Source organism: Pseudomonas sp. RA_15y_Pfl2_54, from assembly GCF_963971015.1.
Lineage (GTDB): Bacteria > Pseudomonadota > Gammaproteobacteria > Pseudomonadales > Pseudomonadaceae > Aquipseudomonas > Aquipseudomonas baetica_A.
In genome coordinates this window covers 55729-74879 of the sequence record NZ_CAXAPN010000035.1, presented here as the reverse complement: position 1 = coordinate 74879, position 19151 = coordinate 55729, and the positions used below count along the sequence as shown (strand labels likewise).

At 58.3% G+C, this 19151-nt stretch carries 15 protein-coding genes and 1 pseudogene; 6 read left to right on the top strand and 10 right to left on the bottom strand.

All coding sequences use genetic code 11. The annotated features are described in order from the left end of the window. Positions 1 to 57 precede the first annotated feature (57 nt). The 6 genes and pseudogenes from AACY50_RS23225 to AACY50_RS23200 all read right to left on the bottom strand — a co-directional run bounded on the left by AACY50_RS23225 (position 58) and on the right by AACY50_RS23200 (position 9090). Complete coding sequence (locus AACY50_RS23225) at positions 58 to 1653, bottom strand: ABC transporter substrate-binding protein (RefSeq protein ID WP_339431723.1); 1596 nt, start codon at positions 1651 to 1653, stop codon at positions 58 to 60. Positions 1654 to 1730: 77 nt separating this feature from the next. Then, the gene (locus AACY50_RS23220) at positions 1731 to 3152 is read right to left on the bottom strand and encodes an OprD family porin (RefSeq protein ID WP_221730067.1); all 1422 of its coding nucleotides are present in this window, start codon (positions 3150 to 3152) and stop codon (positions 1731 to 1733) included. Positions 3153 to 3330: 178 nt separating this feature from the next. Further along, positions 3331 to 4929: an ABC transporter substrate-binding protein gene (locus tag AACY50_RS23215; protein WP_339431724.1), complete on the bottom strand. Its 1599-nt coding sequence runs from the start codon at positions 4927 to 4929 to the stop codon at positions 3331 to 3333. Between the two features lie 300 nt (positions 4930 to 5229). Continuing rightward, positions 5230 to 6855, bottom strand: a complete 1626-nt coding sequence (locus AACY50_RS23210) for an ABC transporter substrate-binding protein (RefSeq protein WP_339431725.1) — start codon at positions 6853 to 6855, stop codon at positions 5230 to 5232. Between the two features lie 260 nt (positions 6856 to 7115). Further along, positions 7116 to 7754, bottom strand: a pseudogene (locus AACY50_RS23205) (ABC transporter substrate-binding protein); the annotation flags it as partial. A gap of 619 nt (positions 7755 to 8373) precedes the next feature. Further along, on the bottom strand, positions 8374 to 9090 hold the full coding sequence (locus tag AACY50_RS23200) for an SIMPL domain-containing protein (protein ID WP_339466250.1): 717 nt from the start codon (positions 9088 to 9090) through the stop codon (positions 8374 to 8376). Between the two features lie 259 nt (positions 9091 to 9349). Between AACY50_RS23200 and AACY50_RS23195 the strand changes: the two genes are divergently transcribed. From AACY50_RS23195 to AACY50_RS23180, 4 genes are all read left to right on the top strand, one after another. Next, complete coding sequence (locus AACY50_RS23195) at positions 9350 to 10612, top strand: ATP-binding protein (RefSeq protein ID WP_339431727.1); 1263 nt, start codon at positions 9350 to 9352, stop codon at positions 10610 to 10612. Beyond that, positions 10605 to 11165, top strand: coding sequence for a response regulator transcription factor (locus AACY50_RS23190; RefSeq protein WP_003221630.1), 561 nt, complete (start codon positions 10605 to 10607; stop codon positions 11163 to 11165). The genes AACY50_RS23195 and AACY50_RS23190 overlap by 8 nt, the downstream gene beginning before the upstream one ends. 96 nt (positions 11166 to 11261) lie before the next feature. Continuing rightward, on the top strand, positions 11262 to 12989 hold the full coding sequence (locus tag AACY50_RS23185) for an ABC transporter ATP-binding protein/permease (RefSeq protein WP_339431728.1): 1728 nt from the start codon (positions 11262 to 11264) through the stop codon (positions 12987 to 12989). A 131-nt stretch (positions 12990 to 13120) separates the two neighbouring features. Continuing rightward, positions 13121 to 13867, top strand: a complete 747-nt coding sequence (locus tag AACY50_RS23180; RefSeq protein WP_339466248.1) for a FadR/GntR family transcriptional regulator — start codon at positions 13121 to 13123, stop codon at positions 13865 to 13867. Positions 13868 to 13874: 7 nt separating this feature from the next. On the opposite strand, the gene AACY50_RS23175 is transcribed toward AACY50_RS23180, so the two are convergent. From AACY50_RS23175 to AACY50_RS23160, 4 genes are all read right to left on the bottom strand, one after another. Continuing rightward, the gene (locus AACY50_RS23175; RefSeq protein WP_339431730.1) at positions 13875 to 14225 is read right to left on the bottom strand and encodes a hypothetical protein; all 351 of its coding nucleotides are present in this window, start codon (positions 14223 to 14225) and stop codon (positions 13875 to 13877) included. Positions 14226 to 14420: 195 nt separating this feature from the next. Further along, on the bottom strand, positions 14421 to 14735 hold the full coding sequence (locus AACY50_RS23170) for a hypothetical protein (protein ID WP_339431731.1): 315 nt from the start codon (positions 14733 to 14735) through the stop codon (positions 14421 to 14423). Between the two features lie 207 nt (positions 14736 to 14942). Beyond that, a complete protein-coding gene (locus AACY50_RS23165; protein ID WP_339431732.1) occupies positions 14943 to 15134 on the bottom strand; it encodes a hypothetical protein in 192 nt (63 codons plus the stop codon). Positions 15135 to 15136: 2 nt separating this feature from the next. Then, entirely contained in the window at positions 15137 to 16450 is a 1314-nt protein-coding gene (locus tag AACY50_RS23160; protein ID WP_339431733.1) for a phospholipase, read from the bottom strand. Between the two features lie 234 nt (positions 16451 to 16684). Here AACY50_RS23160 and kdgD point away from each other — a divergent pair, with 234 nt between their 5' ends. Next, the gene (gene kdgD, locus AACY50_RS23155) at positions 16685 to 17596 is read left to right on the top strand and encodes a 5-dehydro-4-deoxyglucarate dehydratase (RefSeq protein WP_007981458.1); all 912 of its coding nucleotides are present in this window, start codon (positions 16685 to 16687) and stop codon (positions 17594 to 17596) included. Positions 17597 to 17670: 74 nt separating this feature from the next. Continuing rightward, a complete protein-coding gene (locus tag AACY50_RS23150) occupies positions 17671 to 19116 on the top strand; it encodes an aldehyde dehydrogenase family protein (protein ID WP_339539224.1) in 1446 nt (481 codons plus the stop codon). The last annotated feature ends 35 nt before the right edge of the window (positions 19117 to 19151 follow it).

Genomic DNA, 19151 nt, shown 5'->3' with positions numbered 1-19151 from the left:
TCAGCCGGTTAGGCGTACCCGGCTTCCCTGGGGTCAGGGAGGCCGGGCGTTTCTTATCTACTTCACCTGGGTGGTGGCGAAGTTATTAGTTGTCAGAGGGCTGATGTGGTAGCCCTCTACGTTATTGCGCATTGCAGTGAACATCCGGGTGTGGGCCATGCTGATCCACGGTTGGTCCTGATTAAACAGGACCTGGGCTTGCTCGTAGAGTTTCGCGCGTTCGGCCGGATCTACTTTAGCCCGTGCTTCATCCAGCAGAGCCTGGAATTTCTCGTTGCACCAGCGCGCGTAGTTCTCGCCATTCTTGGCCGCCTCGCAACTGAGCATAGGCGTCAGGAAGTTGTCCGGATCGCCATTGTCGCCCGCCCATCCGGCCGAGACCATGTCGTGCTCACCGGCCTTGGCGCGTTTGAGCATTTCGCCCCATTCCATCACGCGGATGTCGATCTTGATCCCGACTTTCGCCAGGTCAGCCTGCATCATCTGCGCGCCGAGCATCGGGTTGGGGTTGGTCGGGCCGCCGCCGTTGCGGGTAAACAGGGTAAACGTGGTGCCTTCTGGAACACCGGCTTCCTTGAGCAGGGCGCGAGCCTTGTCGAGATCGCGAGGCGGGTTCTTCAAGTCATGGTTGTAGCCCAGCAGCGTCGGTGGGTACGGGTTGACTGCGACGGTGGCGTTACCTTTGCCAAACAGCGCGTTTACGTAGGCTTCCTTGTCGAAGGCGATGTCGATCGCTTTGCGCACCCGCACGTCGCTCATGTATTTGTGCTGGGTGTTCATGGCGACATACGACACGGTCATCGCGTCGAGTTCGGCGACTTTCAGGTTGCTGTCTTTCTTGATGCTCGGGATGTCATCCGGCTTCGGATACAGCGCAATCTGGCACTCGTTGGCCTTGAGTTTTTGCAGGCGCACGTTGTTGTCGGTGGCAATCGCCAGAATCAGCGCATCGGCCGGTGGCTTGCCACGGAAATAGTCCGGGTTGGCCTTGAACCGTACTTGAGCGTCCTTGGCGTAACGCTGGAAGATGAACGGGCCGGTGCCGATCGGCTTGCTGTTCAGGTCGCCGGTCTTGTTGGCCTTGAGCAACTGGTCGGCGTATTCGGCCGAGTAGATCGAGGAGAACGCCATGGCCAGGTCGGCCAGGAACGGCGCTTCGCGGCGGGTCAGGGTGAACTTGACCGTGTTGTCGTCGACTTTTTCTACGCTTTTGAGCAGTTCCTTGAAGCCCATGCTTTCAAAGTAGGGGAAGCCCACGCTCGACAGTTTGTGCCACGGGTGATTCGGGTCCAGTTGACGCTGGAAGCTCCAGACCACGTCGTCGGCGTTCATGTCGCGAGTCGGCTTGAAGTAATCGGTGGTGTGAAACTTGACGCCTTTGCGCAGGTGGAAGGTGTAGCTCAAGCCGTCATCGCTGATGTCCCAGGAGTCGGCCAGCGCCGGTATCACTTCGGTGGTGCCGGGCTTGAAGTCCGCCAGCCGGTTGAAGATGGTTTCGGCCACCGCGTCGGCTGTGACTGCAGTTGTGTACTGGACCATGTCGAAGCCTTCCGGACTGGCTTCGGTGCAGACCACCAAGGGTTTGGCCGAGACGCCGATGGCGGCGCTCAACAACGCGGCAGCGACGGCCGCACGTAGGGGAAGCATTTTCATCGATAACCCTCTGCAATCGGTTGAAGACAAAAAACCGAACGGCCGACTCTTCATGAGTCAGCCGTCGGTTAGCGTTTTTACAGGATGTTGAACGGAATGGTGGTCACGAGACGGAACTCGTTGATGTTGCCGTCAGCCTGGTGCTCGCTGGCGCGGTGAGTGGTGTACGTCGCACGAATAGCGGTGGCCTTGAGCGGGCCGCTCTGCACGGCGTAAGAAGCACCGACGCCGTATTCATAGTGGCTTTCGCCATTCATCAGGCTCAGGTCGCCGCGTTTGGCTCCTGGATCGGTGTAAGCCGTGCCACGGTAGTGAGTGCCGTCAATGCCCCAGCCGCGCGCCTGGTAGATGTTGAACTTCAGGCCGGGTACGCCGTATTCAGCCATGTTCAAGCCGTAAGCGATCTGGAAGGATTTCTCGTTCGGGCCGTTGAAGTCCGACAGCAGGGAGTTGGCCAGGTAGATGCCGTTGGTTTCGTGCAGGTAGTCGAAGTACTCGTTGCCGTTCACTTCCTGGTACGAGAAGGTCAGGCTGTGGGCCTGGTGAGTCAGGCCGAGCGACAGCGAGTAGGTGTCGTTGTCGATGTTGCCCATCAACTTTTTGCCTTCGTCGACAGTCTTGTAGTAGTTCAGACCGGTGGTCAGGCTCAGGACCTGGCTGTCACCCAGTTCGTGGGTGGCGCCGAAGTAGTACTGGTTCCAGAAGTCTTCAACGTTCGCGACATACAGGCTGGTTTTCAGGCTCTTGAGCGGCTGGTAGTTCAAACCGGCTGTGTAAACCTTGTCGGTTTCAACACCAGTGGCCGAGTACTCGGAACGGAATTTCGACAGGCTCTGTTCGGTACGTGGCGAGACGCGGTCGAAACCGGCCAGGTCAAACGACAGGTTGCTGAATTCTTCGCTGTGCAGGCTGATACCTTCGAAGCTCGAAGGCAGCGGACGGTTGCCGATGACATCGACGATCGGCGTGCTGAAGTTCTGGCGACCGGCGGTCAGGGTGGTGTTCGATACGCGGAACTTGACGTTGGCCAGACCCAGTTTGCTCCACTGGCCGACAGCGTCGCCGTCGGAGTCGGCGAGGGTGCGGTTGGAGCCGCCAGCGATGTCCTTACGGTCACGATCCAGAACGATGGCGTTGTAGGCGGCCACTTCAGTGCTCACGCCAACGGTGCCTTGGGTGAAGCCCGAGGTGTAGTTGACGATGGTGCCCTGAACCCAGTTGATACGACGCGGGGTTTTGGTTCTGACCTGTGGCGTGGTGTTCTTGTCGCTGTTCTTCACGTAGCTGAAACTGTCGTCACGACGCTTCAGTTCATTGGCATAAAAGTTACGGGTTGTGCCGCCCAGGCTCTGTCCATCAATAAAGCCTTTGGCCTCGCTTTGGGCGCTACTGCCGGCCAGGGTAGTGGGGACGAACTCCTGACTGACAGGTTCTGCATACGCCGTGGCGGTGATGCTGCTGATGGCCAAAGCCAGTATCGCGGTGCTGCTCAGTTTCATGGGTGAAGCTCCTTTACTTTCTTTTTATACCGGTCTTTTTTTGGTCGTCCGGCTATTTGGTTTAGAACTCAATCACACATCGCAAACGTTTGCCAAAGGCCGGATTGGCGAATTTCGGCAAAGCGCTTGCGTGAGGGGGATAGACGGCCCCCCTCAGCATTGCGGCTAATCGGTTGGGTTAATCGATACTGACGCCCGAGAACACGTTGCGACCGAAGGGGCTCACCTTGAACCCTTCAACCCGGGTGCTTAACGGTTGGTTGACCGTCGAGTGGGCGACAGGCGTGATCGGCACTTGCTGCTTGAGCAACTGCTGCGCCTGTTTGTAAAGCGCGGTGCGCTGGTCGCGGTCGGTGACGACCTTGGCCTCTTTGATCAGCTTGTCGTAAGCCGGATCGCACCACATCGAGTAGTTGTTGCCACCAATGGCATCGCAGCTGTACAGCGTGCCGAGCCAGTTGTCCGGGTCACCGTTGTCACCGGTCCAGCCGATCAGGCTGACGTCGTGTTCGCCATTCTTGGTGCGCTTGATGTACTCGCCCCATTCATAGCTGACGATCTTCACTTTCAGACCGATTTTCGCCCAGTCGGCCTGGAGCATTTCGGCCATCAGTTTGGCGTTCGGGTTGTACGGACGCTGCACCGGCATCGCCCACAGGGTGATCTCGGTGCCTTCTTTCACGCCGGCAGCCTTGAGCAACTCTTTGGCTTTTTCCGGGTTGTAGGCAGCGTCTTTGATCGTATCGTCGTAAGACCACTGGGTCGGTGGCATGGCGTTGACCGCCAGTTGGCCGGCGCCTTGGTAAACGGCGTTGAGAATCCCCTGTTTATTCACCGCCATGTCCAGCGCCTGACGCACTTCGAGCTGGTCGAACGGTTTGTGGCGCACGTTGTAGGCGATGTAGCCGAGGTTGAAACCCGGCTTGGAGATCAGTTGCAGTTTTGGATCGCTCTTCAGCGCGTCGACATCAGCCGGGCGTGGATGCAGGGTGATCTGGCATTCGCCAGCCTTGAGCTTTTGCACGCGCACCGAGGCGTCGGTGTTGATCGCGAAAATCAGGTTATCGAGCTTTACCCGGCTCGGGTCCCAGTATTGTTTATTAGCGGTGTAACGGATGTTCGAGTCTTTCTGGTAGCTCTTGAACACGAACGGGCCGGTGCCGATCGGCTTCTGGTTGATGTCGCTCGGCTTGCCTTCGGCCAACAGCTTGTCGGCGTATTCGGCGGACAGAATGGCGGCGAAGCTCATGGCGATGTTCTGGATGAACGCGGCGTCAACGCTGTTGAGCGTGAACTCCACGGTCAGTGGCCCGGTCTTTTCGACCTTGGCAATGTTCTTGTTCAGGCTCATCCCGTTGAAATACGGGAACTCGGTCGGATAAGCCTTACGGAAGGGCTGTTGTGCATCGAGCATGCGATTAAACGTGAACAACACGTCGTCGGCGTTGAAATCGCGGGTCGGCTTGAAGTAAGGCGTTGTATGAAATTTCACACCTTCACGTAGGTGAAAGGTGTACTTGAGACCGTCCTCGGAAATATCCCACTTGGTAGCCAGACCTGGGACGACATTGGTCGCGCCTTTTTCGAACTCGACCAAACGGTTATACAGCGGCTCGGCGGCATCGTTATCGGTGGCCGTCGTGTATTGCGCGGTATCAAAACCCGCCGGGCTGCCTTCGGAGCAGAACACCAGGCTTTTGGGTGCGGCGAAACTGGCGGACGTGGCGGCCAACAGGCCGGCGCCCAGCAAAGCGGAAAAAACCAAGGTATGGCGCATGACGCTCCCTCTTTTTTAGTGTTTTTCGATGCGCTGCGATCCCATCCGGGGACGTTGTGGCTGCATCAAGCTCAAACCAGTGCGGACAGCAAACCGTTAGCCCACACAGTCACTGGTCAGAACCCGACGGTAGGGGCCGTGGGTCTGGCAGTAAATGCGTAAATGCCTGAAACCTCGTAGGAAAAGTCGACGCGTCCTATGCCGTTGCAGTAATCCGCAGCGGAATTGGATGTAGGCAATTTCCTAACTTTCCGGCAGGTAAAACAACGGCGACGTCAAAAACGTCGCCGTTGCAATGCCTTATTTGCTGACGCTGACGCCGTAGAAGGAATTCAAGCCGAATGGGCTGATCTTGAAATCCTGCACGTTGGCGCGCATGGGTTGGTACACCGTCGAGTGAGCGATAGGTGTCATTGGGACTGCATCTTTGAGGACGTGTTGCGCCTCTTTGTACAGTTCGGTGCGCTTGGCCTGGTCGGTTGTGCGCTTGGCTTCCTTGACGAGGCCGTCGAATTTCTTGTCGCACCACTTGGAGAAGTTGTTGCCGCTGAGCGAGTCGCAACCGAACAGCACGTTCAGCCAGTTGTCCGGATCACCATTGTCACCGCTCCAGCCAATGATCATGGCCTGGTTCTCGCCACCTTTGGAGCGCTTGATGTACTCGCCCCATTCGTAGCTCTGGATCTTGACGTTCAGACCGATCTTCTTCCAGTCCGACTGCAGCATCTCAGCCATCAGTTTGGCGTTCGGGTTGTACGGGCGTTGTACCGGCATTGCCCACAACACGATCTCGGTGCCTTCCTTGACGCCGGCTTCCTTGAGCAGCTCTTTGGCTTTCTCAGGGTCGTACTTGGCGTCCTTGATGGTGGTGTCGTAAGACCACTGGGTCGGTGGCATGGCGTTGACGGCCAACTGGCCAGCGCCCTGGTAAACCGAGTCGATGATCTGCGGCTTGTTCACCGACATGTCCAGCGCCTGGCGCACACGCAGGTCAGCCAGAGGGTTTGGCTCGTTGCTGCCTTTGACCTTGTCCATCACGTTGTAGGCGATGTAGCCCAGGTTGAAACCCGCCTGGTCAGGCATTTTCAGCGACTTGTCTTCTTTGAGGGCTTTCAGGTCGGCCGGGCGCGGGAACAGGGTGATCTGGCACTCGTTCTTTTTCAGCTTCTGAATGCGTACCGACGGGTCGGTGGTGATGGCGAAGATCAGGTTGTCGATCTTCACATCGTCAGGCTTCCAGTAGTCCTTGTTCCCGGTGTAACGGATGTTGGAGTCTTTCTGGTAGCTCTTGAACACGAACGGGCCGGTGCCGATCGGCTTCTGGTTGATGTCGGCAGCCCTGCCTTCCTTGAGCAGCTTGGCAGCGTACTCGGCGGACTGGATCGAGGCGAAGCTCATGGCCATGTTCTGGATGAACGCAGCATCCACTTCTTTCAACGTGAACTTGACGGTGTGGTCGTCGACTTTATCGATCTTGGTGATGTTGGTGTCCATCCCCATGTCGGTGAAGTACGGGAATTCGGTCGGGTACGCCTTACGGAACGGGTCATCCTTGTTAATCATGCGATTGAAGGTGAACAGCACGTCGTCGGCGTTGAACTCACGAGTCGGCTTGAAATACGGGGTGGTGTGGAACTTGACGCCTTCACGCAGGTGGAAGGTGTACGTCAGGCCGTCATCGGAAATGTCCCACTTGGTCGCCAGGCCAGGAATAACGGCGGTGCCGCCGCGCTCGAACTGGGTCAGGCGGTTGAACATGGTCTCGGCTGAGGCGTCGAAGTCGGTTCCGGTGGTGTACTGGCCTGGGTCGAATCCGGCCGGGCTCCCTTCGGAGCAGAACACCAGGTTAGTCGCAGCGGATGCGAAAGGTGCGGAGGCTAACAAGCCTGCGCCGACTAAAAACGGAATGACCGCGTGTTTAAGCATGTTGGCCTCATGATTTGTTGTCATTTTTTAGTTGTGAGGTACGACCTCGTGAGTCGTGCCTGCGGATACTTATGCAGGGGCCATACCCATTGCAAGATGCAGAGCGACTGTCGGCCTTAAACCGTGGCACGAACGTACCTTAATGTCGCATATGTGTAAAAGTTGACGCATTTGACCGTTTGCGGGCGATTTTTTCGGTGCAAACAGGGCCCCAAAATGGTGCGCTGGTCACGTTGTGCGCGCCGCCTTGGGGCTTGGTGTTACTTATTTATACCCACACCGTAGAAGGGTGTAAGGCCGAATGGGCTAATACGCAAGTCCGTGACTTCCTTGCGCAGCGGCTGGAACACCGTCGAGTTGGCAATCGGTGTAATCGGTGCCTGTTGTTTAAGAATTTGCTGGGCCTGTTGATACAGTTTTACCCGTTGCGACTTGTCGGTGGACACCTTGGCTTGCTGCACGAGTTTGTCGCAGGCCGGGTCGCACCATTTGGCGTAATTACTGCCTTTCACCGCCGTGCAGCTGTACAGCACACCGGGCCAGTTGTCCGGGTCGCCGTTGTCACCTGTCCAGCCGTAGATCATCGCGTCGTGTTCGCCATTCTTGGCACGCTTGATGTACTCACCCCATTCATAGCTGACGATGTTGGCCTTGATGCCGATTTCTGCCCAATCCTGCTGGATCATCTGCGCTGACATTCGCGCGTTCGGGTTCGAGGCGCGTTGCACTGTCATCGCCCAAAGGTTGATGGTTGTACCGGGCGCAACCCCGGCTTCCTTAAGTAGCGCCCGGGCTTTGGCCGGGTCGTAGGGGGCGTCCTTGATCGTCGGGTCATACGACCATTGCGCCGGGGGCAAGGCGTTTTGTGCCAACTGGCCGGCACTTTGATAAAGCCTGCGGGGCTGGGCCGCGTGCGGGGGGTACTTGTCTCCGCTTTAGGCTGCGATCTGTTGCTGTGGGAACTGCTAGCGATGGCGGTCTGACAGCCGACCCATTTCTGGCGGGTGTACTCGGTGCAAACTGTGGGAGCGGGCTTGCTCGCGAAGAGGCCCTTTCAGTCACCCGATTACTTCGGTTTGTTTAGAAATGTGTGAAATCACCAGAACCTTCCCACTAGGTTTTCAGGTTGTCCGTCGGACGTGCGATCTCTAGGCTTTGGTTGTCGCTGAAGGTTCAGCGATCGGGTGTGAGAACCTGGGAAAAATTAGTTATTCAGTCCTCGTATCAGCATAATTGCCGCCAGCGTACTCGCTGTCTGCAAATGCGTTATGGCGGCTGTTTGTGGGCAGACTTCGGTCTGGCCGGTTTTCCTATTTTCCGGTTTCTCACCCCGCACATAGCTGCCACCCACTTCGCCGCGTGAGAAACGGCAGGTGATGGCTCCCATTTGCAAAATAGGATTTTCCGGTAGGAGTGAGCCTGCTCGCGATGACGCCAGAACAAACAACACAAATCCCGGACACAAAAAAACCGGCGATCATGCTCTGATCGCCGGTTTTTCATTCAGCCCACATCACATCACGGCATCAGCACTTCAATCGAGCCATCCGCGGTCATGTTGACCTGGCTGGTGCCGGCTTCGACTTCCGGGGTAACCGGCGCTGAATCCATGCCCGCTGCTTTCATCATCATCGGGCCGCGCAGGTACGGTTGTGGGTAGCCATTGCTGTTGAGGTTCAGGTTGACGATTTTGTAGCCCTTGCCGCCCAGTGCGTCGGTGGCCAGTTGGGCGCGGGCCTTGAAGGCGGTGACGGCTTCTTTGAGCAGGGCGTCTTCACTGGCCTTGCGGGTCGGGTCGGCGATGGCGAAGTCCATGCCGCCCATTTTCAGGTCGGTCAGCAGTTCGCCGGTGAGTTTGGACAGGGCGGCGAAGTCGGCGCTTTCCAGGCGCAGTTCGGCGCGTTCGCGCCAGCCGGTGATTTTCTGGCCCTTGGTGTCGTAGATCGGATAGCTGTTGCGGCTGCCCTGGCGCAGGGTGATGTCTTTGACTTGCTTGGCCTGGGCCAGAGCCTTGTTCATGGTGGTGCTGACGTCGGCGGCGAGTTTGGCCGGGTCGGTGTTTTGCTCTTCCGTGTAGAGGGTCACGATCATCAGGTCGCGGGCCACTTCCTGGCTGACTTCGGCGCGCAGGGAAATCTGGTTGTAGTGCAGCTCATCGGCGGCCAGGGCCGGGAGGCTGGCGATGCTGCCGACGGTCAGGGCGAGAAGGGCGGCGCTGCGGCGAAATGTGTGCATGAAGGCTCCTTGATGGGGGCGCAGGTGTTGGGTGGGGGCCTGCGTGAAACCATCAGACTCTAGCTTTTATGATCCGGTTCGCCCAGTTACAACTTCTATACAGATGCCCGGGGCTGCCGCGCAACCATTCGCGAGCAGGCGTTCTTATAGCCGCCGAAAATCTTTTCGCCATGTGGTCGTTTGCCGCACTTTCGCCTCTCGGGGGCGCGGCTTGGTTATACTCCGTGCGATCCGCCTGGAGCGCTCATCAGGAGAGCTCATGCTCGCCCCCGTACAACTGACTTCCGCCACTCGCCAGAACCTCTGGCGGCTGACTTTCATCCGCACGCTGGTGCTCGCCGCGCAGGCCGGGTCCGTAGGCTTGGCCTATTGGCTGCAACTGTTGCCGTTGCCGTGGGTGCAACTGGCGATGACGTTGGGCTGTTCAACGCTGCTGTGCGTGTTTACCGCCGTGCGTTTGCGCACTTCGTGGCCGGTGACTGAGCTTGAATACGCTCTGCAATTGGCCTGCGATCTGGTGATCCACAGCGCGCTGCTGTATTTCTCCGGTGGTTCGACCAACCCGTTCGTTTCCTATTATCTGGTGCCGCTGACCATTGCTGCGGTGACGCTGCCCTGGCGCTATTCGGTGGTTCTGTCCGGTATCGCACTGGCGCTGTACACCCTGATGCTGACGCGGTTCTACCCGCTGGAAACCTTGCCGATCGCCCGGGAGAACCTGCAGGTCTATGGCATGTGGCTGAGCTTCGCGCTCGCGGCGGCGGTGATCACGTTCTTTGCTGCGCGCATGGCCGAGGAGCTGCGTCGTCAGGAGGAACTGCGTGCGATTCGGCGCGAGGAAGGTCTGCGCGATCAGCAATTGCTCGCCGTTGCCACCCAGGCCGCCGGCGCTGCTCACGAATTGGGTACGCCGCTGGCGACCATGAGCGTATTGCTCAAAGAGATGCAGCAGGATCATCCCGACCCGATGCTGCAAGACGATCTGAAGGTGCTGCAGGATCAGGTCAAGCTCTGCAAGGAAACCCTGCAGCAGTTGGTGCGCGCCGCGGAGGCCAATCGGCGTCTGGCCGTCGAGATGCAGGACGTCACGGTCTGGCTCGACGAAGCGTTGAATCGCTGGCACTTGATGCGTCCGGAGGCCAGTTATCGCTTCCAGCGTCTCGGCCAGGGTGCGGTGCCGCGCATGGCGCCGCCGCCGGATCTGACCCAGGCACTGTTGAATCTGCTCAACAATGCCGCCGACGCCTGCCCGGAGAACCTTCAGGTGACGCTGGATTGGGACGCGGACACCTTGACCATCAGCATTCGTGACCACGGCGCCGGTGTGCCGCTGGCCATCGCCGAGCAGATCGGCAAACCGTTTTTTACCACCAAGGGCAAAGGTTTCGGCCTGGGCCTGTTTTTGAGCAAGGCCAGCGTGACACGCGCCGGCGGCTCAGTGAAACTCTATAGTCATGAGGAAGGCGGCACGCTCACCGAGCTGCGCCTGCCTCACGGTGCCCGAGGAGAGCAACATGAGTGACGAAATCCAAGTCGAAGGCGAAGAACTGCCACATTTGCTGCTGGTCGACGACGACGCGACTTTCACCCGAGTCATGGCGCGCGCCATGGCCCGCCGCGGCTTTCGCGTCAGCACTGCCGGTTCCGCCGAGGAAGGCCTGACCATCGCTCAGGCCGATCTGCCGGACTACGCTGCGCTCGACCTGAAAATGGACGGCGACTCCGGGCTGGTATTGCTGCCGAAGTTGCTGGAGCTGGACCCGGAAATGCGCGTGGTGATCCTCACCGGTTATTCGAGCATTGCCACGGCGGTCGAAGCGATCAAGCGCGGCGCCTGCAACTACCTCTGCAAGCCGGCCGACGCCGACGACGTGCTCGCCGCGCTGCTCTCCGAGCACGCCGACCTCGACAGTCTGGTGCCGGAAAACCCGATGTCGGTTGATCGCCTGCAGTGGGAGCACATCCAGCGCGTGCTCACCGAGCACGAAGGCAACATCTCCGCCACGGCTCGCGCCCTGGGCATGCACCGCCGCACCCTGCAGCGCAAACTGCAGAAGCGCCCGGTTCGTCGCTGAACCTGCGCTGAACGACTATCGCCAGCCCTCGCGATAAAACGCACCGATCCTTTATGATCGGTGCGTGTGTGTTCTCTTCCATATCGAGCCTTATCCATGAATCCGAACGCTGAACATTCCGCGGTCAACGATGCTGTGCGCGGCCAGTTTTTTCGCAAAGTGTGGGCGATGATCACGCCTTACTGGCGCAGTGAAGAGAAGGTAAAGGCCTGGACGCTGCTGATTGCGGTGATAGCGCTCTCGCTGCTCAGCGTGGGAATCTCGGTGTGGTTCAACACCTGGTACAAGGATTTCTACAACGCTTTGCAAAAGAAGGACGAAGCGGCGTTCTGGCATCTGATTCTGTACTTCTGTGTGATCGCGGCCGTGGCGATTGTCGGTGCCGTGTACAGACAATATCTGACGCAGATGCTGACGATTCGCTGGCGGGCGTGGCTGACCGAAAAGCATTTCTCACGCTGGCTCGCCGACAAGAATTATTACCAACTGGAGCAGGGCGGTTACACCGATAACCCGGACCAGCGGATTTCCGAAGACCTCAACAGTTTCACGTCCAACACCCTTGAACTGGGTATCGGGCTGTTGCGCAATATCGTCAGTCTGGTGTCGTTCTCGATCATTTTGTGGGGCGTATCGGGCAGCATCGAACTCTATGGCATCACCATTCCCGGCTACATGTTCTGGTGCGTGCTGGTTTACGCCGTGGTGGGTAGCTGGCTGACGCATTTGATCGGCCGTCGCTTGATCGGTCTGAACAACCAGCAACAACGCTTTGAAGCTGACCTGCGTTTTTCCATGGTGCGGATTCGCGAGAATGCCGAGAGTATCGCGTTGTACAACGGCGAACCGAATGAGAACCGTCACTTGAGCAACCGTTTCGGCATGGTCTGGCATAACTTCTGGGACATCATGAAAGTGTCCAAACGCCTGACGTTTTTCACCGCCGGTTATAGCCAGGCTGCGATTATCTTCCCCTTCATCGTTGCTTCGCCGCGTTACCTCGCCGGCAAGATCGAACTGGGCGAGTTGATGCAGATCAGCTCGGCCTTCGGCAACGTTCAAGAGAGCTTCAGCTGGTTTATCAACGCGTACCAGAGCCTTGCTTCCTGGCGCGCCACCTGTGATCGTTTGCTGAGTTTCCGGCAGGCAATGACCGACAACGAAGACCGCCCGCCGGCCATTGATGTGCAAAATCAAGGCAGTGAGCTGAAGGTGCATGACCTGGGGCTGGATCTGGCCGACGGTCGTCATCTGTTGACCCGTGCCGACATGACCGTTGAGCCGGGCGAGCGCGTCATGCTCAGTGGCCGTTCCGGCAGTGGCAAGTCCACGCTGCTGCGCGCGATGGGGCATTTGTGGCCGGCGGGGCACGGCAATATTCGTCTGCCAGCGGCGCGTTATCTGTTCCTGCCGCAGAAACCCTATCTGCCCATCGGCACCCTGCGCGAAGCGCTGAGTTATCCACAGCCGGGTGATACCTATGCGCCGCAGCGTTATGCACAGGTGCTGGAAACCTGTCGGTTGCCGCATCTGGTAGCCCGTGTCGATGAAGCCAATCACTGGCAGCGCCTGTTGTCGCCGGGCGAGCAACAGCGCTTGGCCTTCGCCCGCGCGCTGCTCTATGCACCGCAATGGCTGTACATGGACGAAGCCACGTCGGCAATGGATGAAGAAGACGAAGCGACGCTGTATCAGGCACTGATCGATCAGTTGCCGGGGGTAAGCATCGTCAGCGTCGGCCATCGCAGCAGTCTGAAGCGCTTCCACCCACGGCATGTGCGAATCGACAGCGGCCATTTGGTTGAGCAAACCGTAACGGCATGATCACGACACAAATCCTGTGGGAACTGGCAAGCCAACTCCCACAGGATTTGTGGTGTTAACGGAAAGTGATCGTACAACCCGCTTGAGCTATGATGCCAACCAAGCCGAATTTTCGAGACCCGATACAAACCATGGAAAACCTGATCGACACCCCGCGCCTTCCGCGCAAGCGCCGCAGCCTCGCACAGGAATTAGTGACGGTGCTGAGTGAGCAGATCCGTGATGGCCTGCTCAAGCGCGGCGACAAGTTGCCCACCGAGTCGGCGATCATGCAAGCCCATGGCGTCAGCCGCACCGTGGTGCGTGAGGCGATTTCCCGACTGCAAGCGGCCGGGCAAGTGGAAACCCGTCATGGCATCGGCACTTTTGTACTCGATACGCCTAGCCCCAGCGGCTTCCGTATCGACCCGGCCACGGTCGTCACCCTGCGTGATGTGCTGGCGATTCTTGAATTACGCATCAGCCTTGAAGTGGAGTCCGCCGGCCTCGCTGCACAACGCCGCAGCCCCGAGCAACTGGCGACCATGCGCGCTGCCCTCGATGCGCTGAACGATAGCGTGTCCCATGCCAGTGATGCCGTCGCGTCGGACTTTGCCTTCCACCTCGAAATAGCCCTGTCCACCGGCAACCGCTACTTCACCGACATCATGACCCACCTGGGCACCAGCATCATCCCGCGCACGCGGCTGAATTCGGCGCGTCTGGCCCATGATGACCAACAGCACTACATGAATCGCCTGAGCCGCGAGCACGAAGAAATCTACGACGCGATTGCCCGCCAGGATTCCGACGCGGCCCGTGCGGCCATGCGTCTGCACCTGACCAACAGCCGTGAAAGACTGCGCCAGGCCCATGAAGAGGCGCAGGCGCAGGGGTGATTGCTGTTTAGCGTTCGAGCTTCACACGCAGCATGTCGGAGCTCCCGAGATTCTGCCCTGCTCTTGCCACGGTGTAGTGCAACTCGGCAGTGGTACCCTCAGTGAAATCTTTCGCGAATACTTCTTTGGGAATGAGGAACTCAAGTACCCCGGGTACTTCTGTCACGTTCATGTTCCCTGACCAGGCGTTACTGGTCTTGACTTTGAAAGTAACCACGTCTCCTAGAATTATGTTTTCCGGGTTTGAGGTAAAGACTACCTGCCCATGAGCAAAGTCTTCCAATGTGTCCACCTTAAGTACACCATCCTGTGCCTCCTTGAGTACTGGAGGATCCAATGCTTTTACTTGTGCAGTCATGATCAAATTCCTTTTCACTGTCCCTTCAAACCGTTGAATAAGCGCAGATAAGGCATTGCACTGTCGGAGCCGGTTCGTTAACTCCTCAGCCATTAAGGCCGAGATCTGCAATGGCTGGCGCCTGTAAGAAATACCAGTCCAGACGAACGGTCGATGTCTTCTAAAGGCGCGCCCGATCGGAGGCGCGTCAGGAAATCAGGCTTCAATACGCAGCATCAACGGGGCCGAAAACGGTTCCATGCTTGATTCATCCTGAAACTTGTAGCGCAGTTCGATTTCGCAATTCACATACGTCTGCAGCACTTCCTTTGGAATCTGCAATTCGATGCCCGTCAGTTTTTCCATCTCGTCCTCGGCGTCATCCCAGGTGCCGGTGTCGACTTCTTCGCCCGCCCATTCAGGCTCTTCGGGGTCTTCGCCGAGAATGGCGTAGACGCTCCAGTTGGCCGCAAAGTCGCTGGAGTCCGGGACCTCAACGATCAGGTGATCGCTCAGTTCCGATAGGTTCACGGTTGCCGTCTCTGGTGAGTGAGGCAGAAATTGCACAAGTGTGGGTGAGACAAAAGTCATGAGGGGGGCTCTCCGTGCGTAGTGCGCCGTGATCCATTCACGGCGGTTCTGCACGGTAAAAGACTCTCCCAGAAGGTGTTTTAAACCGTTCATTTCCAGTCATTTCAAAGCCCCCCTGCGGCAGTCCCTACAGGGGGGCGGATGTTGTCAGTGGCGCGGCAGAATTGATCGGTCGACCCTTACGGCGAGCAGGCCGGCAGCGGGGTTGGCATCAAAGGTTGCGTAACCTTGGGCATCCACCGTCGCCCGGGTAATTGGCAGGCCTTTGGCCAATAACTCCAGAGGCGCGCCCTTCAGTGATTGGCCCGAGGCCAGTTCCAGTTTCAGTTTGATCGTCATGGTCAATCTCCTTGATTGGTGTTGCCGCTGGGGTGGTAATCCTTGAGCAGCAGGTACGTGCTCCAACCCCACCAGTCGTCGACGGTCGCGGTGTCGTTGAGGTTGTTTACATCCCTGCGCCGCAGCACCTTGCTGCCCTGTGTGCGAAACAGCGCCGGGAAATTGTTTGCCGGGTTCAACACAGCCGTCAGATCCGGCAGCCGTTGCAGTGCAGAAAACGCGGACGGTACGGGCTTTTTTCCGCTGAGATACGCCGCAAACACTTCGTCCGCCGAGGCTTGCACCGCTTGATTGACCTGCTGGCGGTTGTCGGCGTCGGTGGCTTCGAAGTAGCGCTTGTCGCCGAACGCACGCCATTGATCGCCATAAGCGTTGCGCACGCTGAGGCCGAATTTGCTGTCCTCGTCGTGCATGAAACGCGTAATCAATGAACCCAGATCGCTCGGCGTGACCGCAGCAGCCAACGCCTTGCGTGGCACACGCAGGTGGCCGGAGGAAAACAGGTCGGTGAGGAAGTGGTCGGCAAACGCGTTCATCGCGTAAGCCCGTTCCAGTTGCTGCTCATCGTGATTGGCGTGGGCGGCCATGGCGGTTTGCAAGGCCGCAGTGTGGCCGGCGATGTAGGCCAGTTTTGCCCATTCACCGAAATGATCAGCATTGTTCGCCGCCAGTTTCAAATAGCGCCCCAGTGGAAACAGCGCCGAGATAAAACTGCCGCCACCGGTGATTTTGTTCCACTCCTCGGACAACGTATCTCCTAACGCGTCATAGGCCTCGTGGGGTTGTTTGCCGTCCTTTATTGCCTGTTTAACCGCGTCGATCTCTTTTTGCATGACCGCGAGAATCTGTGTTGCTTCGGCCCTTGAAGCGGCAGTGACCGCGAGAGAATTGAACGCCGCGTTGAAGCGTTGCAGGCGGTCGACCGGTGTTGCGCCTTCGTTGATCGGCTGATCGACGATGCCGTAGAAGTCGCCGCCCAGCGCCAGCACTTGGCCGTAGGTGAGCGCCAAGCCATTGGGCAGATGCAATGGCACGTTTTGCGCGAGGATCGGTTGGGCGTCTTCGGCGAAGCGCAGCAGTGTGTTGTCGCCGATGGCCGTGTGTTCAGCGCCCTCAAACCGTGCTTGCAGCTTGCCCTTCAAGGCTTGATCGGGGAGGGCGGTGGCAGGCTCTACATCGCTGTGGGCATCGGCGATGTGCAGCACCAGATGTGGATCTTCGGTGCTGAAGTCGATGCCGGATTGAGTAAACAGATCATCAAAACGGGCAATGACCGGTTTGGGTTTTTCCTGGGATTTGGTTTGTAGACCGGACATTTCTATCTCCTTGATATGTCGTCGGCTGGTTTTAGTTTGCTGTATGTATATACAGTAAATTTCACTTTAGTCGAGAAAACTCCTACGTCAAGGATCGATCTTGTCCGACAAAAAAACGTGCCCTGCGATGAAATGCAGTTGACGGTTATTTTTTAAGTTGTACGATGACCTACAACTTCGGCGAAGGCTGAACGATTCAACCACAACAATATTGCTACCCAGGGTGTTCGAATAATGAATCCACAAGAACTGAAGTCCATCCTCTCCGCCGGTCTGCTGTCTTTCCCGGTCACCGATTTCAACGCGCAGGGTGATTTCAACCGCGCGGGCTATATCAAGCGTCTGGAATGGCTGGCCCCTTATGGCGCCTCGGCATTGTTCGCCGCCGGCGGCACCGGTGAGTTCTTCTCCCTGGCGGCCAGCGAATATTCGGAAATCATCAAGACGGCCGTCGACACCTGCGCGACCAGCGTGCCAATTCTCGCTGGCGTTGGCGGTTCGACCCGTCAGGCCATCGAATATGCTCAAGAAGCCGAGCGTCTGGGCGCCAAAGGTCTGTTGCTGCTGCCGCACTACCTGACCGAAGCGAGCCAGGACGGGGTTGCCGCCCACGTTGAAGCGGTGTGCAAATCGGTCAACATCGGTGTGGTTGTCTACAACCGCAACGTCTGCCGCCTGACCGCGCCGTTGCTGGAACGTCTGGCCGAGCGCTGCCCGAACCTGATCGGTTACAAGGACGGTCTGGGTGATATCGAGTTGATGGTGTCGATTCGTCGCCGTCTCGGTGATCGCTTCAGCTACCTGGGTGGTCTGCCGACTGCCGAAGTCTACGCCGCTGCCTACAAGGCGCTGGGCGTGCCGGTTTACTCGTCGGCAGTGTTCAACTTCATTCCGAAAACCGCGATGGATTTCTACCACGCGATTGCCCGCGAAGATCACGCCACCGTCGGCAAGATCATTGACGACTTCTTCCTGCCGTACCTGGACATCCGCAACCGCAAGGCCGGTTATGCCGTGAGCATCGTCAAGGCCGGCGCCAAAATCGCCGGCTATGACGCAGGCCCGGTGCGGGCGCCGCTGACCGATCTGACGGGCGAAGAGTACGAAATGCTCGCCGCGCTGATCGACAAGCAAGGTGCGCAATAACACCTGAAAAATGCGAGGCCGCTGAGCAATCAGCGGCTTTTTGCGTGAAGGTTTTAAGTTTTGAGGGCTGCGCTGTGACCAATGCAAAACGCTATGACAACTACATCAACGGTGAATGGGTTGCCGGTGCCGACTACTCGGCCAACATCAACCCGTCCGAGCTGAACGACACTATCGGCGATTTCGCCAAGGCTGACCTGACTCAGGTTCACGCCGCCATCGACGCCGCTCGCACAGCGTTTGCGGCGTGGTCGACCTCGGGGATTCAGGCCCGTCACGATTCGCTGGATAAAGTCGGCACTGAAATTCTCGCCCGCCGCGAAGAACTCGGCACCCTGCTGGCCCGGGAAGAGGGCAAAACCCTGCCCGAAGCCATCGGCGAAGTGACCCGCGCCGGTAATATCTTCAAATTCTTCGCCGGTGAATGCCTGCGACTGTCCGGCGACTACGTGCCGTCGGTGCGCCCGGGCGTCAACGTCGAAGTCACCCGCGAAGCGCTGGGTGTGGTCGGTCTGATCACCCCGTGGAACTTCCCGATTGCGATCCCTGCTTGGAAAATCGCCCCGGCCCTGGCCTACGGTAACTGCGTGGTGCTGAAACCGGCGGATCTGGTGCCGGGCTGCGCCTGGGCGCTGGCCGAAATCATCTCCCGGGCCGGTTTCCCGGCCGGCGTGTTCAACCTGGTGATGGGCAGCGGTCGCGTGGTGGGCGAAGCCCTGGTCAACAGTCCGAAAGTCGATGGCATCAGCTTCACCGGTTCGGTTGGCGTCGGGCGGCAGATTGCGGTCAATTGCGTCTCGCGTCAGGCCAAGGTTCAGCTGGAAATGGGCGGCAAGAACCCGCAGATCATTCTCGACGACGCCGACCTCAAGCAAGCGGTCGAGTTGTCGGTGCAGAGCGCGTTCTACTCCACCGGCCAACGTTGCACCGCATCGAGCCGCTTGATCGTTACCGCCGGCATTCACGACCAGTTCGTGCAAGCCATGGCCGAGCGCATGAAGTCGATCAAGGTCGGCCATGCGCTGAAATCCGGCACCGATATTGGCCCGGTCGTCTCGCAAGCGCAGCTTGAACAGGACATGAAGTACATCGACATCGGCCAGTCCGAGGGTGCTCGTCTGGTCAGCGGCGGTGGTTTGGTGACGTGCGATACCGAAGGCTACTTCCTCGCCCCGACGCTGTTTGCCGACAGTGAAGCGTCGATGCGTATCAGCCGTGAAGAGATTTTCGGCCCGGTGGCCAACATCGTGCGCGTGGCTGATTACGATGCTGCGCTGGCGATGGCCAATGACACTGAATTCGGCCTGTCGGCGGGTATCGCCACCACGTCGCTCAAGTACGCCAACCACTTCAAGCGTCACTCCCAGGCCGGGATGGTGATGGTCAACCTGCCGACGGCCGGCGTGGATTACCACGTTCCGTTCGGCGGGCGTAAAGGTTCATCCTATGGATCTCGTGAGCAAGGCCGCTATGCGCAAGAGTTTTACACGGTCGTGAAGACCAGCTACATCGGTTCCTGATCTATGGGAGCTGGCCGGCCAGCTCCCACAAAAGA